Source organism: Lysinibacillus sp. LZ02, assembly GCF_050613145.1.
Lineage (GTDB): Bacteria > Bacillota > Bacilli > Bacillales_A > Planococcaceae > Lysinibacillus_B.
This window is the reverse complement of the sequence record NZ_CP192507.1, coordinates 3,765,240-3,784,545: the sequence shown is the minus strand read 5'-3', so window position 1 is coordinate 3,784,545 and position 19,306 is coordinate 3,765,240. Positions and strand designations below refer to the sequence as shown.

Genomic DNA, 19,306 nt, shown 5'->3' with positions numbered 1-19,306 from the left:
TCTTTCCCTATCTAACTGGTATTTTTAGGGGGGATTTTGCTTATTAAGAGATTTAAAATACAAGAACATGGAATGTACATGTTCTGGATGGCATATGGTAGTCGAAGAGGGGGCAGTATATGCAAATTCATGTTGTACAACCGGGGCAGTCACTCTATGGTATCGCTCAGGCATATCGTACGACAGCCCAGGCGATTGCACAGGCAAATGAATTGCGGAATCCGGATCAACTTGTTGTGGGACAGGCGCTTGTTATACCAATCTACGGAAGCTTTTATTGGGTTCAACCGGGGGATAGCTTGTATAGCATTGCTCGACGTTTTGGCTTAGAGATCAATGCATTAGCACAAATCAATCGGCTCAATGTGAATGCACCGTTAGCTATTGGCATGCAATTATATATTCCACCACGTCCTAAATCAGAAATAGAGGCGTTAGCATTTTTGGAACCACGTGGCGATGAAATAAGTGCGCCATTACTCCAACAAGCTAATGCGGCCAGTCGAAATCTCACTTATTTAAGCTTATTTAGCTTAGAAGCAAAGCGAGATGGCAGTCTTCGCACACCACCGAGCAATGGGATAGCAAATATTGTGGAAATGACAGGTGCTGCTGTAATGTTAGTCGTGACCAATTTAGAGGCAGGCCAGTTTAGTGGAGAATTGATAAGTGATATTTTACAGAGTATCGCTGTTCAAGAGTTAATGCTAGAAAATATTATTTCATATGCTGAACAGCTAGACGGGGTAAAGGCTGTCATGTTTGATTTGGAGCATATACCAGGGGATCAGCGGACAGCATATAATCAGTTTTTACAACGTGCAGTCGAGCGGCTTCATGAGGTGAATCTAGTTGTGTGTGTTGCACTAGCACCGAAAACGCGTGCAGATCAACCGGGTAAATGGTTTGTTGCACATGATTATAAAGCAGTTGGGCAAATAGTCGATTTTGTGATGTTAATGACGTATGAATGGGGCTATTCAGCTGGCCCACCGCTCCCTGTATCACCGATTAAAGAAGTAGAGCGCGTATTAAATTATGCCGTGACGGAAATTCCACCAAATAAAATTGTCATGGGACAAAATTTATACGGCTATGATTGGACATTGCCATTTGTGCCGGGCGGAGCTTATGCGCGTGCGATTAGCCCACAAGCTGCGATTCAACTTGCTGTCCGCTATAATGCAAGTATTCAATATGATACAACAGCCCAGGCGCCGTTTATTGAATATGTAGATGATGAAGGCAAAGAGCATATCGTCTGGTTTGAAGATGCTAGATCGATCCGAGCAAAATTTCTGCTTTTAAAAAAGTTCAAACTTCGCGGGATCGGTTACTGGAAGCTCGGCTTATCATTCCCACAAAATTGGCTACTGCTTGAGGAGTACTTTACTATAAAGAAGGTTTAAAAAATGAAGAGGCTGACCGACTGAGTTAGCCTTTATTTTTTTATTTATCCCGCATTAACGGGCATTAAGACTCCCACCTCAAGGCTTAAGGAAAATCGAGAAGCATAGGTGGGAGATCAACTGCCCGTAAAAGCCCGATTGGTTCAGGGCAACAGGACGTTGGTCACGCAGGCGTTGCCACATGACGTGGCGTTCTTAGCTTGCGTTCCTCTCTCAATCAGTGGGGATGAGGGCCGACTAAAATACGTCACGTCCGTGTGACGACGTCGGCATTAGCACGTCCTGTACGTCAAAACCCCCGCTGATTAAAGTTTCACTTTATGCAGGAAAAATTTGTACTTTTATGTAATTATAGAATTAGTAATCTTAGAGAAGGAGGCGTTAGTTTGCGCGTAGTAAAATGGGTAGCAACCTTACTATTAGCATTTCAACTAGTAGTGAGTCCAGCAGCAGCCATGACAGGCAATGAAGGGGAACCAGCACATTATGTCGCATTAGGGGATTCACTTGCTGCAGGGATAATTGAAACAGGTGAAATAGGACAAGGGTATGCGGATTATTTAGCACAAATGTTAGAGGAAGAGCATTTACTGGCATCGTATAATAAAGGATTTGCCTTTCCTGGTTATACGACAGAGGACGTGCTAAAAGAGTTGAAATCAGATGTGGTCAAACCTTCCTCTGAAACAGCGGAGCAAGTATCGCTGTTAGATGAAGTGAAAAAAGCAGATGTGATTACCATTAGTATTGGTGCAAATGATGTGTTAAAAAATCTAACACGTAATGAAGCAGGCGAAATGCAATTTGACGAACAACAAGTGAAACAAGCCATTGAGCGAGTCTTGGCCAATTATGACGCGATTTTAAAGCGGATTGCACAATTAAATCCGACAGCGGATGTATTTGTGATGGGGTACTATAATCCATTCCCGTACGTAGAAGGTGCTACGAAACAGTTAAACTTCCTTGTGACGGTTATGGATACAGCGATTCAGCGAGTAGTGGAATTGAATGACATGTATTTTGTAAAAGTGGCGGATGTTGTGGCATCCGATGTTAAAGCGTATTTACCAAATCCACAAAATATTCATTTAAGCGAAGCGGGATATGAAGCAGTGGCGGACCAATTTGCCGGGCCGGTGCTTGAATATATTATGCTGATGCCGCTACCAGAAGTATTACTTGATTTTACGGATATTCCACAAGACAATTGGGCATATCCTTATGCGGTGGGTGTAGCGGAATATGGCTTAATGAAAGGGTATAGCGATGGTACATTTAAGCCGAATGATTCGTTAACACGTGTGCAAATTACGTCTATTTTAGCGCGTGCTCTACAACTAGAAGCAACGGCAGCAGTACCATTTAAAGATATGACAACGTATGCGATTGAAACGCAATCGGAAGTGGCCGCAGCGTATGAAGCGGAAATTGTAAAAGGTGCAGGGACATTATTTAAGCCGAGTGAAAAAATCACACGTGCTGAGGTTGCGATGATGATGCACCGAGCATATATTCATATCACAGGGGAACAATATGAGCCAACACAAGTAGCACCGTTTACAGATATTGAGACGTATAACGATGAATACAAACAGGCGATTACGTTCTTATATGATTTTGACATTGCGACAGGTGTAGGGAATACGGGGAAATTTAATCCAGCAGGTTATTTAACACGTGCGCAAGCAGCGAAAATCATTGTGAACTTCTACGAAACAGTTGTTTTAGAAGATTAAAATAAGCGGCGAGGAAAGATTGGGGAATCTTCCTCGTCGCTTATTTTCACGGATAGAAATCCGCCTAATATATATAGCAGAAGGGGTATTCTGCTGGGGATAATGAAGTTATATACTTATTCCTTCCATTTTAAACCTTCAAAGAAGCGATAAACTTCTTCAAATACTAAATCACGCTCTTGACCTAACGTTAAAATGTGACCAGAATTGATAAATGTTTTAACAGATTTAATACGTGATTTGACAGCGCTATAAATCAGATCTGCACTTTCACAATAATAGTCATCATCCTGTAAACCGCGTAAAATATGCACCGGTGCTTGGATAGTATCTAATTTGTTACTAGTATCATTAATCATTCCTTGTAAATAGTCAAGTGATGGCATTTGAACTAAATCCGCAACACGTTCTGGATGATCTTCAGTTGGGTTATAAGTACCTGCTAGCTTTTTGTAATTAATAGCATACTCCACAATGCGCTGTTGTAAGCTTTCAGGACTTTTAGCGATTGCTGGTGCAGACATTGTGACAATTGCTTTTGTTGGACGTTCAACACCAAGCTTTAGTGAGAAAATACCACCAAGTGATACACCGGCAACGGCAATTTCTTCATAGCCTAAGCTATGTAAAGTATCGTAACCTTCAATTACACTATCCCACCATTCGGTTGGATTTGTTTGAATTAATGTTTTTGGATCGACGCCATGCCCTTTATAAAGTGGTGCATGTACTGTATAGTTGCGATCTGTTAAATATCGACCAAGACGCTTTACATCGTTTGTATTGCCAGTAAAGCCGTGTAATAGTAGTACAGCGCGTTTACCAGCCTCAAATGTAAATGGTTTCGGTGGAATGATTTTCATTTTAATACAGACTCCTTTTAAATACGTGATAAAATATGTTTGTTTGATGTAAGGAAATGTGACAATCAATCGAAAATTCAGAAAAAACGGTTGTAATTTTTAAAAAAATTTGATATGAATTCATTTCTTTATTGCTATTATAGTAGTATAAATACATAAGTACAATTTATTATTTCTATTATTTCAATAACATTTAGTTATAAATAAAAGGAGCCCTTTATGGAGATTCAGCAGTTGCAATATTTTAAAATAGTGGCGCAGTTACAGCATATGACACGTGCTGCCGAGAAGCTAAGTATTTCACAGCCGGCACTAAGTAAATCGATTTCAAATATTGAACAAGAGCTTGGTGTTCCGCTTTTTGATCGGCAAGGACGTTCGATTTATTTAAATCGTTATGGAGAACTGTTTTTAGAAAGCGTGGAAGTTATTTTAGCGGAATATGCAAAAGTAATGCAGGAATTTGGCGATATTACGAAACCAGGGCATGGTGAAGTAGCCTTTGGTTTTATTCATACACTAGGAATGGAAGTTGTGCCAGAGTTAATGGCTGTTGTAGCGGACGTATACCCGAATATGGAATTTTCATTAACACAAGCAACCTCATTGAATTTGCTGAAGCGTCTTGAAGAAGGGGCAATTGATTTGTGCTTATCGCAAGAAATTGAGTCGAAGTTTATTGATATCGAGTGGGTGGAATTATGGAGTGAGGAATTGTATGTCATCGTTCCTGCTGGGCATCCACTAGCGAGTAAAGATAGGATTGCATTGCACGAAATTAAAGATGAGCCTTTCATTTCTATTAAAAGAGGAAACTCCCTTCGCCAATTTATTGATAAGCGCTTAAAAGAAGCAGGGGTTGTGGCAAAGACAACGTTTTCGGGGGAGGAAATGCACACATTAGCTGGATTTGTGGGAGCAGGGTTAGGTGTGTCCATTATTCCGAATATTAAAGGACTTGAGAATTACAATATCAAGAAAATTTCGGTCAGTTATCCGAGCTGTGTGCGGAAAATCGGGCTTGCTTGGGCAAAGGGACGTTATTTGTCGCCGGCAGCGAATGAATTTAAAGAATTTTTAATTGAGTACTTTAGAGGAGAATCGTAATGGATGAGCAATCAATATTTCAATTAGCTGGTAAGGAATCGTATGAAACGTTTTTAAAGGCGTTAGCACAAGATATGCCATCAATGTATGCTGTGGCGATGGTGTTAAAAGAGAAAGAATGGGCGAAAGAAGCGGTTTCTTGGCTGACAAAGGCCGCGAATCAGCACTATGCGCCCGCACAATATGAATTAGCCAACTGCTATTATGCAGGCGATGGGGTACAAGTTAATGAGCAGAAGGCATTTGAACTATATACGTGTGCGGCAACGCAAGGTCATGCCGATGCGGCGAATAATTTAGCGGATATGTATTTCAATGGTGAATCCGTTGAGGTGAACGAAGAACAAGCATTTTATTGGTTTACGTATGCAGCAGAAAAGGGCATAGTAGAAGCGATGTTTACATTAGGAATCATGCATGAGCAAGGGCTTGGTACACAAGTAGATGAAGCCCGCGCCTATACGTATTATGAGCAATCAGCGACAGCAGGTTATGATGATGCACAGTATCGCATGGGCTGTATTTACTTAGACGGTTTACTTGGAAAAGCGCAAGACGGACAACAAGCATTAACATGGTTTGAAGCGGCAGCTGAGCAGTTTCATATTGATGCCATTTATAATTTAGGTTATTTATATGAAAAAGGAGTCGCTGTCACACAAGACGGCAATAAGGCGATTTCCTATTATAAGCAGGCAGCGCTACTCGGAGATTACCAAGCAAAAGTAAACTTAGCGTACATGTATGAAACAGGCGAGTGCGTGCCTGTTAGTGTGGAAGAGGCGGAGAAGTGGCATAAAGCAGCCCAAGTACAACTAGAAGAAGCCCGCCAAGAATGGTAGGGGAATAGACAGAGCAGTGCGGTAAAGACTTAGGTTGAACAGATAAAAAAGCGTCTGATATAACACATAAAAAAAATTTCAGGTAGAATGATAAGTATGAAATCATAGCAAAGAGGTGATGTTGTAATGGCAAATGCATCCTCAGAAACGACCATCCATCATATAGAGCATATTAGCGCATTACGTGGGATTTTACATGAACAACAACAAGATGTAGCAGAGTTAAGTGCAATGATGAAGCGATTTGAATCGTATAAAGATGTCGGTATGGATTTGATTGGGGCAAAGAAATATACAGAAAAAGTAATAGAAATTCAAGATGCTCAAAACAACCGGTTTCGCAAGCTAGATGAAATCATCTTCCATAATCGAAAAGAATTAAAGAACGAAGAAACGACGTATAGTACGCTATTGACCTATGGAAAAGAAGTACGGAAGTTAGAGGCTGGTTTACGCACATTGGGATTCTTTACACAGGATGTTATTGATATGCTTGTGCAAAACAGTACAGTCGTGAATCGAGCAGACGATCGAATCGCTTATTTTGAAAAACGTGTAGCTACTTTAGAAATTGAAATACAACAATGGATCGAAAAATTGGCACCTTAACATTTAAGGTGCTAATTTTTGTTCTTTCATCACCTTAAAGGGCATATACATTATTGTTTATGTCTTTGATAATAGGTCTAAAGAACCTAGTAAAATGTTTTTTGAAAATTCAGAACTAGAATTTATTCTTTCTGTAGATTTATATAGGACAAATTGATGATAGACTAATTCCTTAATTTGGAGTACAAATAAAATTTCCGCTTGTATCAGCGCATAAACATAGTAATCTTTAAAAGGGACAATTTAAAAAAGTGAAAGAAGCGTGATTCAATGTTTTTTAAAAAGACATTACATCAAGAACGCATCAACATCGATTTATTTCAAGTGAAAATTCAAATAGACAAGCATCCGAAATTAAGACAACAGCTAACTATGCTAAATTTAACGGACGTGGATTTAAAATATTTATGTGCCTTTCAACCATATGTTGAAAAAAACATTAATGAAATTGTGAATCGCTTTTATGATGTGCTTGGAATGAATTCAGATTTAATTAAAATTATTGATAATCATAGTACTGTTGAACGGTTGAAAATAACGTTAAAAAAGCATATATATGAAATGTTTTGTGGTGTCATCGATGAATCGTTTTTCCACAAGCGTGAGCGTATTGCACGTGTACATGTGCATATCGGCTTACCGACACAAAGCTATATTGCAGCCTTTCAAACGTTAAATCTGTCTTTTATGGAGTATATAAAACAATACATCCCGCATACGGAAGATCAGTTTCAAACATTATTAGCTGTTTCGAAAATCTTAAATTTAGAGCAACAGCTTGTATTAGAAGCATTTGAAGCGTACGTAGAAGAATCAAAAAATGCGGTAAATAGCCAAAAAGCAGAAGTAGGTCATGCGATTGTGGAATCAGCGGAAAGTTTAGCGGACATTGCGCAACAAACAAATACATCCTATCAACAGTTAAATGTGCAAACAGAGGAGCTCGTAGCATATGCAAAGCGCACGAATGAAATTTCATGTGCCACAGAGTTACAAGCGATTGAAGGGAAAGACCAAATGCATGCCCAATCCGCAAATATGATGACGATTGCCTCTTCTGTCGATGAAGTGGCACGTGATGTGCATCGTTTAACGGATATGACAAAGCAAATGGAAAATGTCATGGCGATTGTTACAAATATCGCAAATCAGACGAATCTGTTAGCGCTCAATGCCTCGATTGAAGCGGCGCGTGCAGGAGAGGCTGGCAAAGGATTTGCCGTCGTGGCCAATGAAGTGCGAAAATTGGCAGAGCAAACGAAATCTTCTATTGATACAGTAGGGAATTTATTGAACGATACAAATGAGCGGACGGAAAAATTGGAGCGTTCTCTAGAACGAATTCAGCAAGACGTTCAATTTGGTGAGGAAGACATGCGACAAACAGAGCAAAAATTCGCGCACATTTTATGTTCCATGAGTGAAACGAAAACACAAAATGGTTTAATTGAGCAAAAAATCCAAGATCTTTGTAGTGTCATTAGTCAACTTTCGATCGCTTTTGATGCGGTCACGAACTCCGCAGATAAACTAGTCTGTATTTCACAAGATTTGAACGAATAAAGTATTCTCCGCTATTTGGAGAATACTTTTCTTTATTTTGTAATACAAAGCGCCGTTATTTGTCCTTAAAAAGGTTTATACTGTATGTAGGATATTTCTACCGTATAGGAGAGGTCAATATGAAGACGATAGTTGTTGTTGGGGGCGGAATTACAGGGTTATGCACGATGCATTATGTGAAACGCCAAATGAAGGAAAAGAACATAGAAGCGAAGTTAGTTTTGATTGAGCGCAATGAATACTTAGGTGGTAAAATTCATTCCATGCACGAGGACAGCTTCATTATGGAAACGGGCGCCGATTCGATTGTCGCACGTCATCCAGGTGTGTTGGAGTTAGTTCGTGAGTTAGGGTTTGAATCAGAGCTTGTCTACAATGAAACAGGGATTTCCTATATTCATACAAATAATGAACTTCACGCAATTCCGGCAGGTTCTACGTTCGGTATTCCGATGAGTATCGAGTCCTTACAAGCAAGCACGTTGATTTCTGATGAGGCGAAGCAACGTGTGTTACAAGATGCAACGATTCCGAATACAACGTTTACGAAGGAAAGCTCGATTGGAGCGTTTCTTGAATACTTCTTAGGAGAGGAAATTGTACGGAAGCAAATCGCGCCTGTACTTGCGGGTGTGTATTCAGGGGACTTATATCAGCTTTCGCTTGCTTCCACATTACCGTATTTAGTCGACTATAAAAATGAATACGGTAGTATTATGAAAGGTTTCGAGGCAAACCGTGAGCAGTTTGAAAAGGCGGCCAATAAAAAATTTATTTCATTCCGTAATGGGCTATCGGCCATCATTGATCGTTTAGAAGAAAGCTTGCCTGACGTGACATTTATGAAAAAGGCAGAAGTGCATAGCGTAACGAAAATGGGCGACCAATATGAAATGGTCGTAGGGGACGAAACGATTGTAGCGGATATTGTTGTATTAGCTGTCCCAAACGAAACGGTACGTGAAGTGCTGAAGGATGAAGCGTTGCAAGTGAGCTTGAACCGATTTACAACCGCTTCTGCCCTTACACTGTATGTCGGTTTTGATGTACCGGATAGCGTATTACCAGCGGACGGAACAGGCTTTATCGTCTCGCACAATAGCGATTTAGTGTGCGATGCTTCTACTTGGACGAGTCGCAAATGGAAGCATACATCGGCTGACGGGAATTTGCTCGTACGCCTATTTTATAAAAATGTAAATCCACGCTATGCAGAACTCGCAGCAATGACCGATGAGGAACTTGTAGCGGTAGCACGAAAGGATATTGCGTTAAGCCTCGGTATTCAGAATGAGCCAACTGTTGCTAAGGTAACAAAGTGGATCGATCAAATGCCACGCTATGACTTAGCACATCATGACGCATTATCAGTTGTCGTTGCGGATTTAGCACATCGATACCCAAATGTATTGCTTGCAGGTTGCTCTTATTTTGGGGTAGGCATTGGGGCTTGTATCCAAAATGGGAAGCACACAGCCGAGCAAATTGTCGCGATTCTATAAGAAATAATGCATGAAAACGTTTACTATCGCAAAACGTCTTGACGTTCGTTGCATATAACGTTATGATTCTTTTAATTATTGACAAAATTCATATATTTTCTTATCGAGAGAAGCGGAGGGACTGGCCCAGTGAAGCTTCAGCAACCAACAATAGTCAGGTGCTAAATCCAGTCGGCAAATGCCGTAAAGATGAGAAGGAATCACGATTTTATAGCCTTCTTATACAAAGAAGGCTTTTTATTTTAGGGAAAAATAACTGAAAAATTGTGCAATTCAGTATAGAGAAAAGAGGGGCATAGATGGGGTTACTTGAAGCTTTACAGACGCGTGTATTAACGGCAGATGGTGCGATTGGGACACTGCTTTATTCATATGGGTTAGATTATTGCCATGAGGAAATGAATGTCACAAGACCAGAAATAGTAGAGAAAATTCATGAGCAATACATTGAAGCAGGAGCAGATATTATTCAAACGAATACGTACGGAGCTAATGCAATTAAATTAGCACGTTACGGCTATGAAGGTCGTGTACAAGAGTTTAATGAAGCAGCGGTGGCAATCGCTAAAAAAGCAGCTGAAGGTAAAGCCGTCTTTGTACTAGGAACAATTGGTGGTATTCGTGGCATTCGTAAAAGCGATGCGACGTTAGAGGAGATTGTTACGGCCATTGAAGAGCAGGCAAAGGTGTTACTCGCTGGTGGGATTGATGGCATTTTACTGGAGACATTTTATGATTATGAAGAAATCCAAGCCGTTGTGCAAACTGTCCGTGCATTAACAGACTTGCCGATTATTGCGCAAGTATCGATGCATGAACCAGGTATTTTACAGGGGGGCATTGCACTGGGGGATGCACTTAGTCAGCTTGAAGCGTTAGGAGCAGATATCGTTGGTAGTAATTGTCGCTTAGGACCATTCCATACGATTCAAGCATTTGAAAAGGTAAATTTACCGGAAAAAGCTTATTTGTCTGCTTACCCGAATGCCTCGCTACTAGATGTTGAAGATGGACGTGTCGTGTATGAATCGGAGACTGATTATTTTGCACGTGCAGCAGAAGAGCTAGTGAAGCAAGGGGTACGTTTAATCGGTGGTTGTTGTGGTACAACGCCGAAGCATATCGAAGCGACGAAAAAGCGTTTAGCCAATAGCAAGCCGATTACGGAAAAAGCGAAACAGCCTGGGACAGTCGAATTTGTTCGTTCACCAGAGCCACGTCAGTCTGAGCCACTTCATATAAAAGCAAAGCGTGAACGTTCCGTAATCGTGGAGCTAGACACACCACGCCACCTTGAAATCGAAGGATTTGTGAAGGGAGCAAAAGCGCTTTACGAAAACGGAGCAGATGTCATTATGATGGCAGATAACTCACTTGCTTCACCGCGTATTAGTAACATCGCCATGTCAGCCATTTTGCAAAATGAAGGAGTACGTGTGCTCCCACATTTAACGTGCCGTGACCGTAACTTAATTGGCTTACAGTCGCATTTAATGGGGCTTGATGCACTGCAGCTACATGATCTTTTAGTCATTACAGGCGATCCGACAAAGGTAGGGGATTTCCCAGGGGCGACAAGTGTATATGATGTGTCATCGATGGAGCTGATGTCGCTCATTAAACAGCTAAACGAAGGGATTTCATTTTCAGGGAAGCCGCTTCGTAAAAAAGCCAACTTCTCGGTTGCGGGTGCCTTTAATCCGAATGTGCGTGTCGTAGCACGTGCTGTAGACCGCTTAGAGAAAAAGCTGGAGCATGGCTGTGATTACTTTATTTCGCAACCGGTGTATTCAAAGGAAAAAATAATTGAAACTTACGAGGCGACGAAGCATTTAGAGGCACCAATTTATATTGGAATTATGCCAGTGACAAGCTTTAGAAGTGCAGAATTTTTACACCACGAAGTGCCGGGGATTAAGTTATCAGATGACGTCCTAGCGCGTATGGAAGCGTGCGGGGAAGATAAAGAAAAGGCGACGGCAGAAGGTGTAGCCATCGCGAAAGAACTATTAGATACAGCATGTCAATATTTCAATGGCATTTATTTAATTACGCCATTTTTACGATACGATATGACACTTCAATTGTTGGATTATGTCAAAGAGCTAGATGCAAAAAGAGAAGGAGCACAAGTAAATGCGTAACCACCCGATTTATGAACAACTAGAAAAGCGAATCCTCATTATCGATGGTGCGATGGGGACGATGCTACAAAATGAAAACTTAACACCGGAAGATTTTGGTGGCGAAGAATTAGATGGCTGTAACGAAAACTTAGTCATTACACGTCCAGATGTGTTAAAAAAGATTCACCGTGCTTATTTAGAAGCAGGTTCAGATATTATTTGTACGAATACATTTGGTGCGACACCACTTGTATTAAATGAATATGATTTAGGTCATAAAGCGGATGAAATTAATATTCGTGCGGTCGAATTAGCGAAGGAAGCGGTAGCGGAGTTTTCAACACCAGAGTGGCCACGTTTTGTTGCGGGGGCAATGGGACCAACGACGAAAACATTGTCTGTTACAGGCGGTATTACATTTGAAGAGCTAGAGGAAAACTTTTATCAGCAGGCGCGAGCACTTGTACAAGCAGGGTCTGATTTAATTTTACTGGAGACGAGTCAGGATATGTTGAACGTAAAAGCAGCAACGATTGCGATGCAGCGCGCGTTTGATGAGCTTGGTGTCGAGCTACCCGTGATGATTTCTGGCACGATTGAGCCGATGGGGACAACGCTTGCGGGTCAGTCGATTGAGGCGTTTTATATTTCGATTGAGCATATTAAGCCGTTATCAGTTGGTTTAAACTGTGCGACAGGTCCGGAATTTATGACGGATCATATTCGTTCCTTATCGGATTTAGCGACAAGCTATGTCAGCTGTTATCCAAATGCAGGGCTTCCAGACGAGGAAGGTTGTTATCATGAAACGCCGGATTCTTTATCGAAAAAGTTACGCGGCTTTGCGGAAAAAGGCTGGTTAAATATTGTAGGTGGTTGCTGTGGTACGACACCAGCACATATTGCTGCGATTCGTGAGGCAGTCGAAGGGTATGTTCCTCGCAAGATTCAGGAAAAGACGCACGGTCACGCTGTCTCAGGGATTGAGCCATTACAATATGATGATTCAATGCGCCCGTTATTTATTGGGGAACGTACAAACGTTATTGGCTCACGAAAATTTAAACAATTAATTATTGATGGCAAATTCGAGGAAGCGGCAGAGATTGCCCGTGCACAAGTGAAAAACGGTGCACACGTAGTGGATATTTGTTTAGCGAACCCAGATCGTGATGAAGTAGAGGATATGAAAAGCTTCATGCCGGAAGTTGTCAAAAAGGTAAAAGTACCGATTGTGATTGACTCAACAGATGAGCAAGTAATGGAAGAGGCGCTAAAATTCTGCCAAGGGAAAGCGATTATTAACTCGATTAACTTAGAGGACGGCGAAGAACGTTTTGATGCCGTGATGCCGCTTGTGAAAAAGTATGGGGCTTCGGTCGTTGTCGGTACAATTGATGAAATCGGTATGGCTGTAACACGTGAGAAAAAGTTAGAAGTAGCGAAACGCTCACATGATTTATTGACGCAAAAATGGGGTATTTCACCGGAAGATATTATTTTTGACCCGCTCATGTTCCCAGTTGGTACAGGGGATGAACAATATATCGGTGCTGCGGAAGAGACAATTGAAGGGATTCGTCTCATTAAGGAGCAGCTACCAGGCGTGTTAACGGTGCTAGGTGTAAGTAATATTTCATTTGGATTACCACCAGTTGGTCGTGAAGTATTAAATGCAGTGTATTTATACCACTGTACACAAGCTGGTTTAGACTATGCCATTGTGAATACAGAAAAGCTAGAGCGCTATGCATCGATTCCAGAAGATGAAATCAAGCTAGCAAATGATTTAATCTTCCGTACTAACGATGAAACATTAGCTGCGTTCACAGAATTTTATCGTGATAAGAAGAAGGAAAAAACAGCAGCGAGCCTACCTGAAACAGTGGAAGGGCGTTTAGCTTACTATATTTTAGAAGGTACAAAAGAAGGGTTAACTGATGACTTAGATCAAGCACTTGGGCTATTTGATACACCGCTTGATATTATTAACGGACCTTTAATGGACGGGATGGCGGAAGTTGGACGCTTATTTAATACGAACCAACTCATCGTTGCTGAAGTATTGCAATCAGCAGGGGTGATGAAAGCTGCTGTTGCACATCTGGAGCAATTTATGGAGAAAAACGATGAATCCGCAAGCAAAGGAAAAATGGTCCTGGCGACAGTTAAAGGGGACGTGCATGATATCGGCAAAAACTTAGTGGATATCATTTTATCGAACAACGGCTTTAAAGTAGTGGACTTAGGCATTAAAGTGACACCTGCTGAACTGATTGAAGCTATTCGTCGTGAGGAACCAGACTTTGTCGGGCTATCTGGACTGCTTGTAAAATCTGCGCAGCAAATGGTATTAACAGCGCAAGACTTTAAAGAAGCGGGTATTGATGTGCCAATTATGGTTGGTGGTGCTGCTCTTTCACGTCGCTTTACGGAAACAAAAATTGCGCCAAACTATGATGGTCCTGTTATTTATTCGAAAGATGCGATGGAAGGCTTAGATGTGGCAAATCGTTTAATGAATCCGCAAGAGCGTCCAAAGTTAGAACAGGAGCTAAGAGCGTCGATTGAAAAACGTGCAGAAGCCGATAGCAAGCGTGCAGAGCGTCCAGTGGCAGTGGCAGAAAAACCAGTGCGCACAATCGTGGATGCACCTGTATTTACACCGAAAGATTTAGTGCGTCACGTAAAGCGTGAATATGCGGTATCACATTTATATCCGTATGTGAATATGCGGACATTAATCGGGCACCATCTTGGCTTTAAGGCAAATGTTGAAAAGGCGATTGCTGAAGGAGAAGAGCGCGCGGTTCAATTAAAAGAGCTTGTCGATAGTTACTTAAACGACGAAACATTAAAGCCGTCAGGGATGTATCAATTCTTTAAAGCACAAGCAGACGGGGATGATGTCGTTGTTTATGCGGAGGATGGCATCACGGAAATTGAACGCTTCACATTCCCGCGCCAGTCCAAAGCACCGTTCCTATGTTTAGCGGACTTCTTAAAAACGAAAGAATCGGGCGAGATGGACTATATTGCCTTAATGGTCGTTACAGCAGGTCGCGGCGTATCAGCTGCTGCACGTGAATTGAAAGAGGCTGGTAAGTTCCTAGAAAGTCATGCGCTACAAGCAACAGCATTAGAATTAGCGGAAGGCTTTGCAGAACGTATTCACCAAGAAATTCGTGACCAATGGGGCTTCCCAGACGGCGTAGATTTCACAATGCGCGATTGTTTTGCAGCGAAATATCAAGGACAACGTTTCAGCTTTGGTTACCCGGCATGTCCAAACTTAGAAGACCAAGAAAAGTTATTTAAGGTATTAAAACCTGAAGATATCGGTGTCAACTTAACAGAAGGCTTTATGATGGAACCAGAAGCGAGCGTATCCGCTATCGTCTTCGCCCATCCAGATGCACGATATTTTAATGTATAATGAAATGAGGTAGAGGGGGTGTCCAGAAAGTGCAAACTTTCCTGGCGCCCCTTTGCTTTTTGAGCAAAGGGGCCATCTCAAAATGTCTTTTTAGACGGCTCCTTTTTAGATAAATGTTATATGCTTGCACAACTAAGTGAAATGTAAGGAGAGAAAAATGATGATTCGTAAGGCAACAAGAGAAGATGTAGCGCAAATTTTAGCGATTTTTAATTACAATATTGTGCATAGTACGGCGATTTACTTATATGAGGAACAGACGTTAGAGACGCGGCTTGCATGGTTTGATGCAAAAGTGCAAGCGGGTGAGCCGGTGCTTGTTTATGAAATAGACGGGCGTGTTGCGGGCTATGCCACATATGGAAAGTTCCGTCCGCAAGCGGCTTATCAATATACAATTGAACATTCCATCTATGTTCATGAAGATTTCCAACGAATGGGCATTGCTAAACAATTGATGCACCGTTTAATTGAAGAAGCGAAAGCAGACAACTATCGCACGATGATTGCCTGTATCGATGCGGACAATGAAGGCAGTATTCGCATGCATGAAAAGTTTGGCTTTACACACGGTGGCGTGTTGAAAGAGGTGGGCTACAAGTTTGGTAAATGGTTAGATTTATGTTTAATGCAGTTAAAATTGTAAAAAAAATAGAAAAATGTGTGCTTCCTTTTATTTCCGATGATATGATAAACATAGGGTGAAAACGGAAATAGAGAGGAGGGGGTGCAAATTGAATCGAGCAGAAGAAAAAGCATTTATGTGGCGACATATACGAAATTTTTTGATTGTGAGTGTCGTGTGTTTATTCCTGTTTTTGAACTATCCCATAATCTATCACATAATAGGGGAAAGCAATTTAGCCTCCTTAACGATTACAATTCAAATGTTTATGCTCGTCGCCATTGTGTCAGTGGGGATTCAAATTTGGTTCTCGACACGTTTTAATTTAGATAATAAAAATGTGCATATGGGTGCTTTGTTTTTTACAATTGGCTTATTTCAAGTTGTGCATATTATTTCATTTACAGGTATGCCTAATTATCTTTATTACAATTATGGTGAGTTTTCCATATTATTCGATTTAATTATTCGTAATTTATTGCCTTTTGGCATGATTGTGATTTCTTTTATGCGTGCTAAGGATATTACAATGCGCTATAGAAGAATGATATTTGCAGCTTCCATTACGATTGCACTTGCTTTTATTGTTGGGTGCTTTTCGTATGTAGCGAGCATTCATACATTATTTGACCAGTTTAATTTAAAGGTGATTTTACAAACAACAGCGCTAACGCTTCAAGTCATATTGCTATGCCTTTTAATAAAGGATATTAGAATGTTGCATAGAAAGAGCTTCTTTTTTTTCATTGGGACATTGTATTTTATGATGGGGAACGTATTGTTTACGTTATCGACTTCACATGCGGACGCTTATTATATTGTAGGCGAGCTCATGCAAGTGTGCTCCTTTATCACGTTATTTTATGCGATTTATTACTCATCGGTAGAACGTCCATATAAAGATTTAGCACTGTCTGAAATGCGTATGCAAAAAATGGCGTATTACGATGAGGTAGTAGGTTTACCTAATCAGCGCTATTTAGAAGAAAAATTAGAAAAAGAATTGCCTATAGCAAAAAAACAGCAGGTGATTTTACTGATTGAAGTAGAACGGCTCGACGCGATTAAAATTTCGTTAGGGCAAAAGTCTACAAACGAACTAATGTGTTCCTTAGCGGATCGTTTTCAACGAGCTTTAACAGCACAACAAGAGCTTATGAAATTCGGAAAAAATCAGTTCGTCATTTATGTGCAACATTTTCAGCAAGAAGAGGTGGACCGCATTTGTGAACGCGTGCGTCGAAGCTTAGAACCGCCTATTCAGATTAAGCATTATTCATTGCGCATGAAATTCCATACAGGAGTAGCCATCTATCCGAATGATGCCAATCATCCGGAAGGCCTTATTCAGTGTGCACATTTAGCGCTAAATAAGGCAAAGCATTCTATAGCTGGCTATCCGCAGTTTTATACAGCTGATATGGAGATGAAAAACCGGGAGCAAATCCAGTTAGAACATGATTTGGAGAAAGCGGTATTAAACGAGGAGTTATTTTTAGAATACCAGCCACAATTGGATGTGCGGACACGAGAGATTTGTTCCGTTGAAGCACTTGTTCGTTGGCAACATCCAACGATGGGAAGAATCCCACCGAATCGCTTTATTCCGATAGCTGAAGAGAGTGGGCTCATCATTCCGATGGGGTTAGCTATTTTGAAAATGGCTTGTAATGAAATGAAGCGTTGGCAGCAGTTGCATGATAGACCGATTAAGTTAGCAGTGAATTTATCGCTAAGTCAGCTATACCAAGAAAATTTTATCGATGAGATACGGAAAGTATTGGTGGAAACTCAATTTGACCCGAATTATTTACAGCTGGAGATTACAGAAAGTATGACATTTGAAGCCACACAACTCATTTCTATTTTAAGTGAATTAAAAAAAATGGGAATTGGGATTGCGATTGATGATTTTGGGACAGGCTATTCATCGCTTGCGTATTTAGCCGATTTTCCGTTCGATTGTTTAAAGATTGACCGGTCATTTGTCAATAAAATTGGGATTTCTGCTAAAGGAGAGGCCATTGTCACAACGATTTTAGCAATGGCGGAGCACTTGCATGTAGAGGTTGTGGCAGAAGGAATCGAAACAATGGAGCAGTTCAAGTATTTAGAGAAGGTCGGTTGTAATAAGATTCAAGGATACTATGTCGGTAAACCAATCCCGTTTCATCAATTTGTGAACGATTATAAGAGCATCGTCACGCGTGCGTATTCTATTATTTAACAGTTTACCCGCTATGTGGTGTAAAGATCCTATCAATATGACATTTGTCATATAAAAATTATGATGTTTGCGTCTAGTGGTCATACCAGTTTCTTTTTATGCTAGTATTAGCGAATGCAATGAAAGAAGGGAACTTAACATGACTACTACAATGACAGACGCAGAGAAAACGAAAAAGCTGCGCAAAGATGTAGCGCCTTTTGCAAAGTCTGAAAAGAATAAAAGTATTTTTCAAATATTTAATACACTGACACCATTATTAACTGCATGGGTACTAGGGTTTTATTTACTACAATATTCCCCTTGGTTAACAGTTGCATGTAGTGTGGTAGCAGCCGGTTTTGTTGTGCGTACATTCATCATTTTCCATGACTGTACACATGGTTCATTTTTCAAAAGTAAAAAAGCAAATGATTCGATTGGATTTATCACAGGGGTGTTAACTTCCTTCCCGTATGAAAAATGGAAGCGTGAGCATACGATCCACCATGCGACAAGCTCAAACTTGGACAAGCGTGGCATCGGTGATATCGATATGTTAACGGTTGAAGAATATATGGAAAAATCGAAATTAGGACGTCTAGGATATCGTTTATATCGCAACCCGTTTGTGATGTTTGGCTTAGGGCCACTTTTAATGGTACTAGTTTTAAATCGTATTAACCGTAGCGATGCAAAGAAAAAAGAACGTATCAATACACATTTAACGACGTTAACAATGGCTGTTATTTTAGGTACACTTGCTTGGCTAACAAGCGTACAAGCTGTACTGCTTGTATACGGTGTGACATTGTTTATCGCAGGCTCATTAGGTATTTGGTTATTCTACATTCAGCATACGTACGAAGATTCATATTTCGAGTATGATACAGAATGGGATTATGTAAAAGCTGCTGTAGAAGGAAGCTCATATTATAAATTGCCAAAGCTATTACAATGGATTACAGGAAATATCGGTTTCCACCACGTGCACCACTTAGCGCCACGTGTACCAAACTATCATTTAGAGGAAGCGCATAAATCAATCCCGCCATTACAACAGGCGACGACAATTACGCTTTCGACAAGCTTAGAGTCGGTTCGTTACAAATTATATGACCCTGAACACAAAAAGTTTGTGACATTTAAAGAGGCAGAAGCGATTATTCAATCTCGCCAAAAATCGTCATCAAAAGCTGCATAAGTTTCTCTTTACCAAAATGGTATGTCCGAAAAGACTTTCAGACATGCCATTTTGCTATAATAGAGGAAAAAGAAA

General features: G+C 40.7%; 13 protein-coding genes and 1 riboswitch. Of the genes, 12 read left to right on the top strand and 1 reads right to left on the bottom strand.

Annotation, left to right across the window (positions count from 1 at the left end):
• The first annotated feature begins 119 nt into the window (after positions 1-119).
• The gene (locus ACQQ2I_RS18275; RefSeq protein WP_431028183.1) at positions 120-1,409 is read left to right on the top strand and encodes a glycoside hydrolase family 18 protein; all 1,290 of its coding nucleotides are present in this window, start codon (positions 120-122) and stop codon (positions 1,407-1,409) included.
• A 386-nt stretch (positions 1,410-1,795) separates the two neighbouring features.
• Positions 1,796-3,148 (top strand): S-layer homology domain-containing protein, encoded by a 1,353-nt coding sequence (locus ACQQ2I_RS18270; protein ID WP_431028182.1) that lies wholly within the window; start codon positions 1,796-1,798, stop codon positions 3,146-3,148.
• A gap of 116 nt (positions 3,149-3,264) precedes the next feature.
• Here ACQQ2I_RS18270 and ACQQ2I_RS18265 read toward each other — a convergent pair whose 3' ends face one another.
• Positions 3,265-4,011 carry an alpha/beta hydrolase gene (locus tag ACQQ2I_RS18265; protein ID WP_431028181.1) on the bottom strand — a complete coding sequence of 249 codons (747 nt, stop codon included), beginning with the start codon at positions 4,009-4,011 and terminating at the stop codon, positions 3,265-3,267.
• 219 nt (positions 4,012-4,230) lie between these two features.
• Here ACQQ2I_RS18265 and ACQQ2I_RS18260 point away from each other — a divergent pair, with 219 nt between their 5' ends.
• The 10 genes from ACQQ2I_RS18260 (at position 4,231) to ACQQ2I_RS18215 (ending at position 19,231) form a co-directional block, all read left to right on the top strand.
• On the top strand, positions 4,231-5,118 hold the full coding sequence (locus tag ACQQ2I_RS18260; protein ID WP_431028180.1) for a LysR family transcriptional regulator: 888 nt from the start codon (positions 4,231-4,233) through the stop codon (positions 5,116-5,118).
• Entirely contained in the window at positions 5,118-5,960 is an 843-nt protein-coding gene (locus tag ACQQ2I_RS18255; RefSeq protein WP_431028179.1) for a tetratricopeptide repeat protein, read from the top strand. Before ACQQ2I_RS18260 ends, ACQQ2I_RS18255 begins: the two co-directional genes overlap by 1 nt.
• 126 nt (positions 5,961-6,086) lie before the next feature.
• Positions 6,087-6,569: a hypothetical protein gene (locus tag ACQQ2I_RS18250; RefSeq protein ID WP_431028178.1), complete on the top strand. Its 483-nt coding sequence runs from the start codon at positions 6,087-6,089 to the stop codon at positions 6,567-6,569.
• A 270-nt stretch (positions 6,570-6,839) separates the two neighbouring features.
• Positions 6,840-8,132 carry a protoglobin domain-containing protein gene (locus tag ACQQ2I_RS18245; RefSeq protein ID WP_431028176.1) on the top strand — a complete coding sequence of 431 codons (1,293 nt, stop codon included), beginning with the start codon at positions 6,840-6,842 and terminating at the stop codon, positions 8,130-8,132.
• Between the two features lie 119 nt (positions 8,133-8,251).
• Positions 8,252-9,634: a protoporphyrinogen oxidase gene (gene hemG / locus ACQQ2I_RS18240; protein WP_431028175.1), complete on the top strand. Its 1,383-nt coding sequence runs from the start codon at positions 8,252-8,254 to the stop codon at positions 9,632-9,634.
• Between the two features lie 97 nt (positions 9,635-9,731).
• Positions 9,732-9,830: riboswitch (SAM riboswitch) on the top strand.
• A gap of 103 nt (positions 9,831-9,933) precedes the next feature.
• Positions 9,934-11,778, top strand: coding sequence for a bifunctional homocysteine S-methyltransferase/methylenetetrahydrofolate reductase (locus tag ACQQ2I_RS18235; RefSeq protein WP_431028174.1), 1,845 nt, complete (start codon positions 9,934-9,936; stop codon positions 11,776-11,778).
• The gene (gene metH, locus ACQQ2I_RS18230; RefSeq protein WP_431028173.1) at positions 11,771-15,196 is read left to right on the top strand and encodes a methionine synthase; all 3,426 of its coding nucleotides are present in this window, start codon (positions 11,771-11,773) and stop codon (positions 15,194-15,196) included. Before ACQQ2I_RS18235 ends, metH begins: the two co-directional genes overlap by 8 nt.
• A 160-nt stretch (positions 15,197-15,356) precedes the next feature.
• Positions 15,357-15,842, top strand: coding sequence for a GNAT family N-acetyltransferase (locus tag ACQQ2I_RS18225; RefSeq protein ID WP_431030550.1), 486 nt, complete (start codon positions 15,357-15,359; stop codon positions 15,840-15,842).
• 88 nt (positions 15,843-15,930) lie between these two features.
• On the top strand, positions 15,931-18,048 hold the full coding sequence (locus tag ACQQ2I_RS18220; RefSeq protein ID WP_431028172.1) for a putative bifunctional diguanylate cyclase/phosphodiesterase: 2,118 nt from the start codon (positions 15,931-15,933) through the stop codon (positions 18,046-18,048).
• Between the two features lie 139 nt (positions 18,049-18,187).
• Positions 18,188-19,231, top strand: coding sequence for a fatty acid desaturase (locus ACQQ2I_RS18215; protein WP_431028171.1), 1,044 nt, complete (start codon positions 18,188-18,190; stop codon positions 19,229-19,231).
• The last annotated feature ends 75 nt before the right edge of the window (positions 19,232-19,306 follow it).

Coding starts and splice junctions, on each gene's coding strand:
- ACQQ2I_RS18275 (WP_431028183.1), top strand. CDS start 120: ATGCAAATTCATGTTGTACAACCGGGGCAGTCACTCTATGGTATCGCT.
- ACQQ2I_RS18265 (WP_431028181.1), bottom strand. CDS start 4,011: ATGAAAATCATTCCACCGAAACCATTTACATTTGAGGCTGGTAAACGC.
- ACQQ2I_RS18260 (WP_431028180.1), top strand. CDS start 4,231: ATGGAGATTCAGCAGTTGCAATATTTTAAAATAGTGGCGCAGTTACAG.
- ACQQ2I_RS18255 (WP_431028179.1), top strand. CDS start 5,118: ATGGATGAGCAATCAATATTTCAATTAGCTGGTAAGGAATCGTATGAA.
- ACQQ2I_RS18250 (WP_431028178.1), top strand. CDS start 6,087: ATGGCAAATGCATCCTCAGAAACGACCATCCATCATATAGAGCATATT.
- ACQQ2I_RS18245 (WP_431028176.1), top strand. CDS start 6,840: ATGTTTTTTAAAAAGACATTACATCAAGAACGCATCAACATCGATTTA.
- hemG (WP_431028175.1), top strand. CDS start 8,252: ATGAAGACGATAGTTGTTGTTGGGGGCGGAATTACAGGGTTATGCACG.
- ACQQ2I_RS18235 (WP_431028174.1), top strand. CDS start 9,934: ATGGGGTTACTTGAAGCTTTACAGACGCGTGTATTAACGGCAGATGGT.
- metH (WP_431028173.1), top strand. CDS start 11,771: ATGCGTAACCACCCGATTTATGAACAACTAGAAAAGCGAATCCTCATT.
- ACQQ2I_RS18225 (WP_431030550.1), top strand. CDS start 15,357: ATGATTCGTAAGGCAACAAGAGAAGATGTAGCGCAAATTTTAGCGATT.
- ACQQ2I_RS18215 (WP_431028171.1), top strand. CDS start 18,188: ATGACTACTACAATGACAGACGCAGAGAAAACGAAAAAGCTGCGCAAA.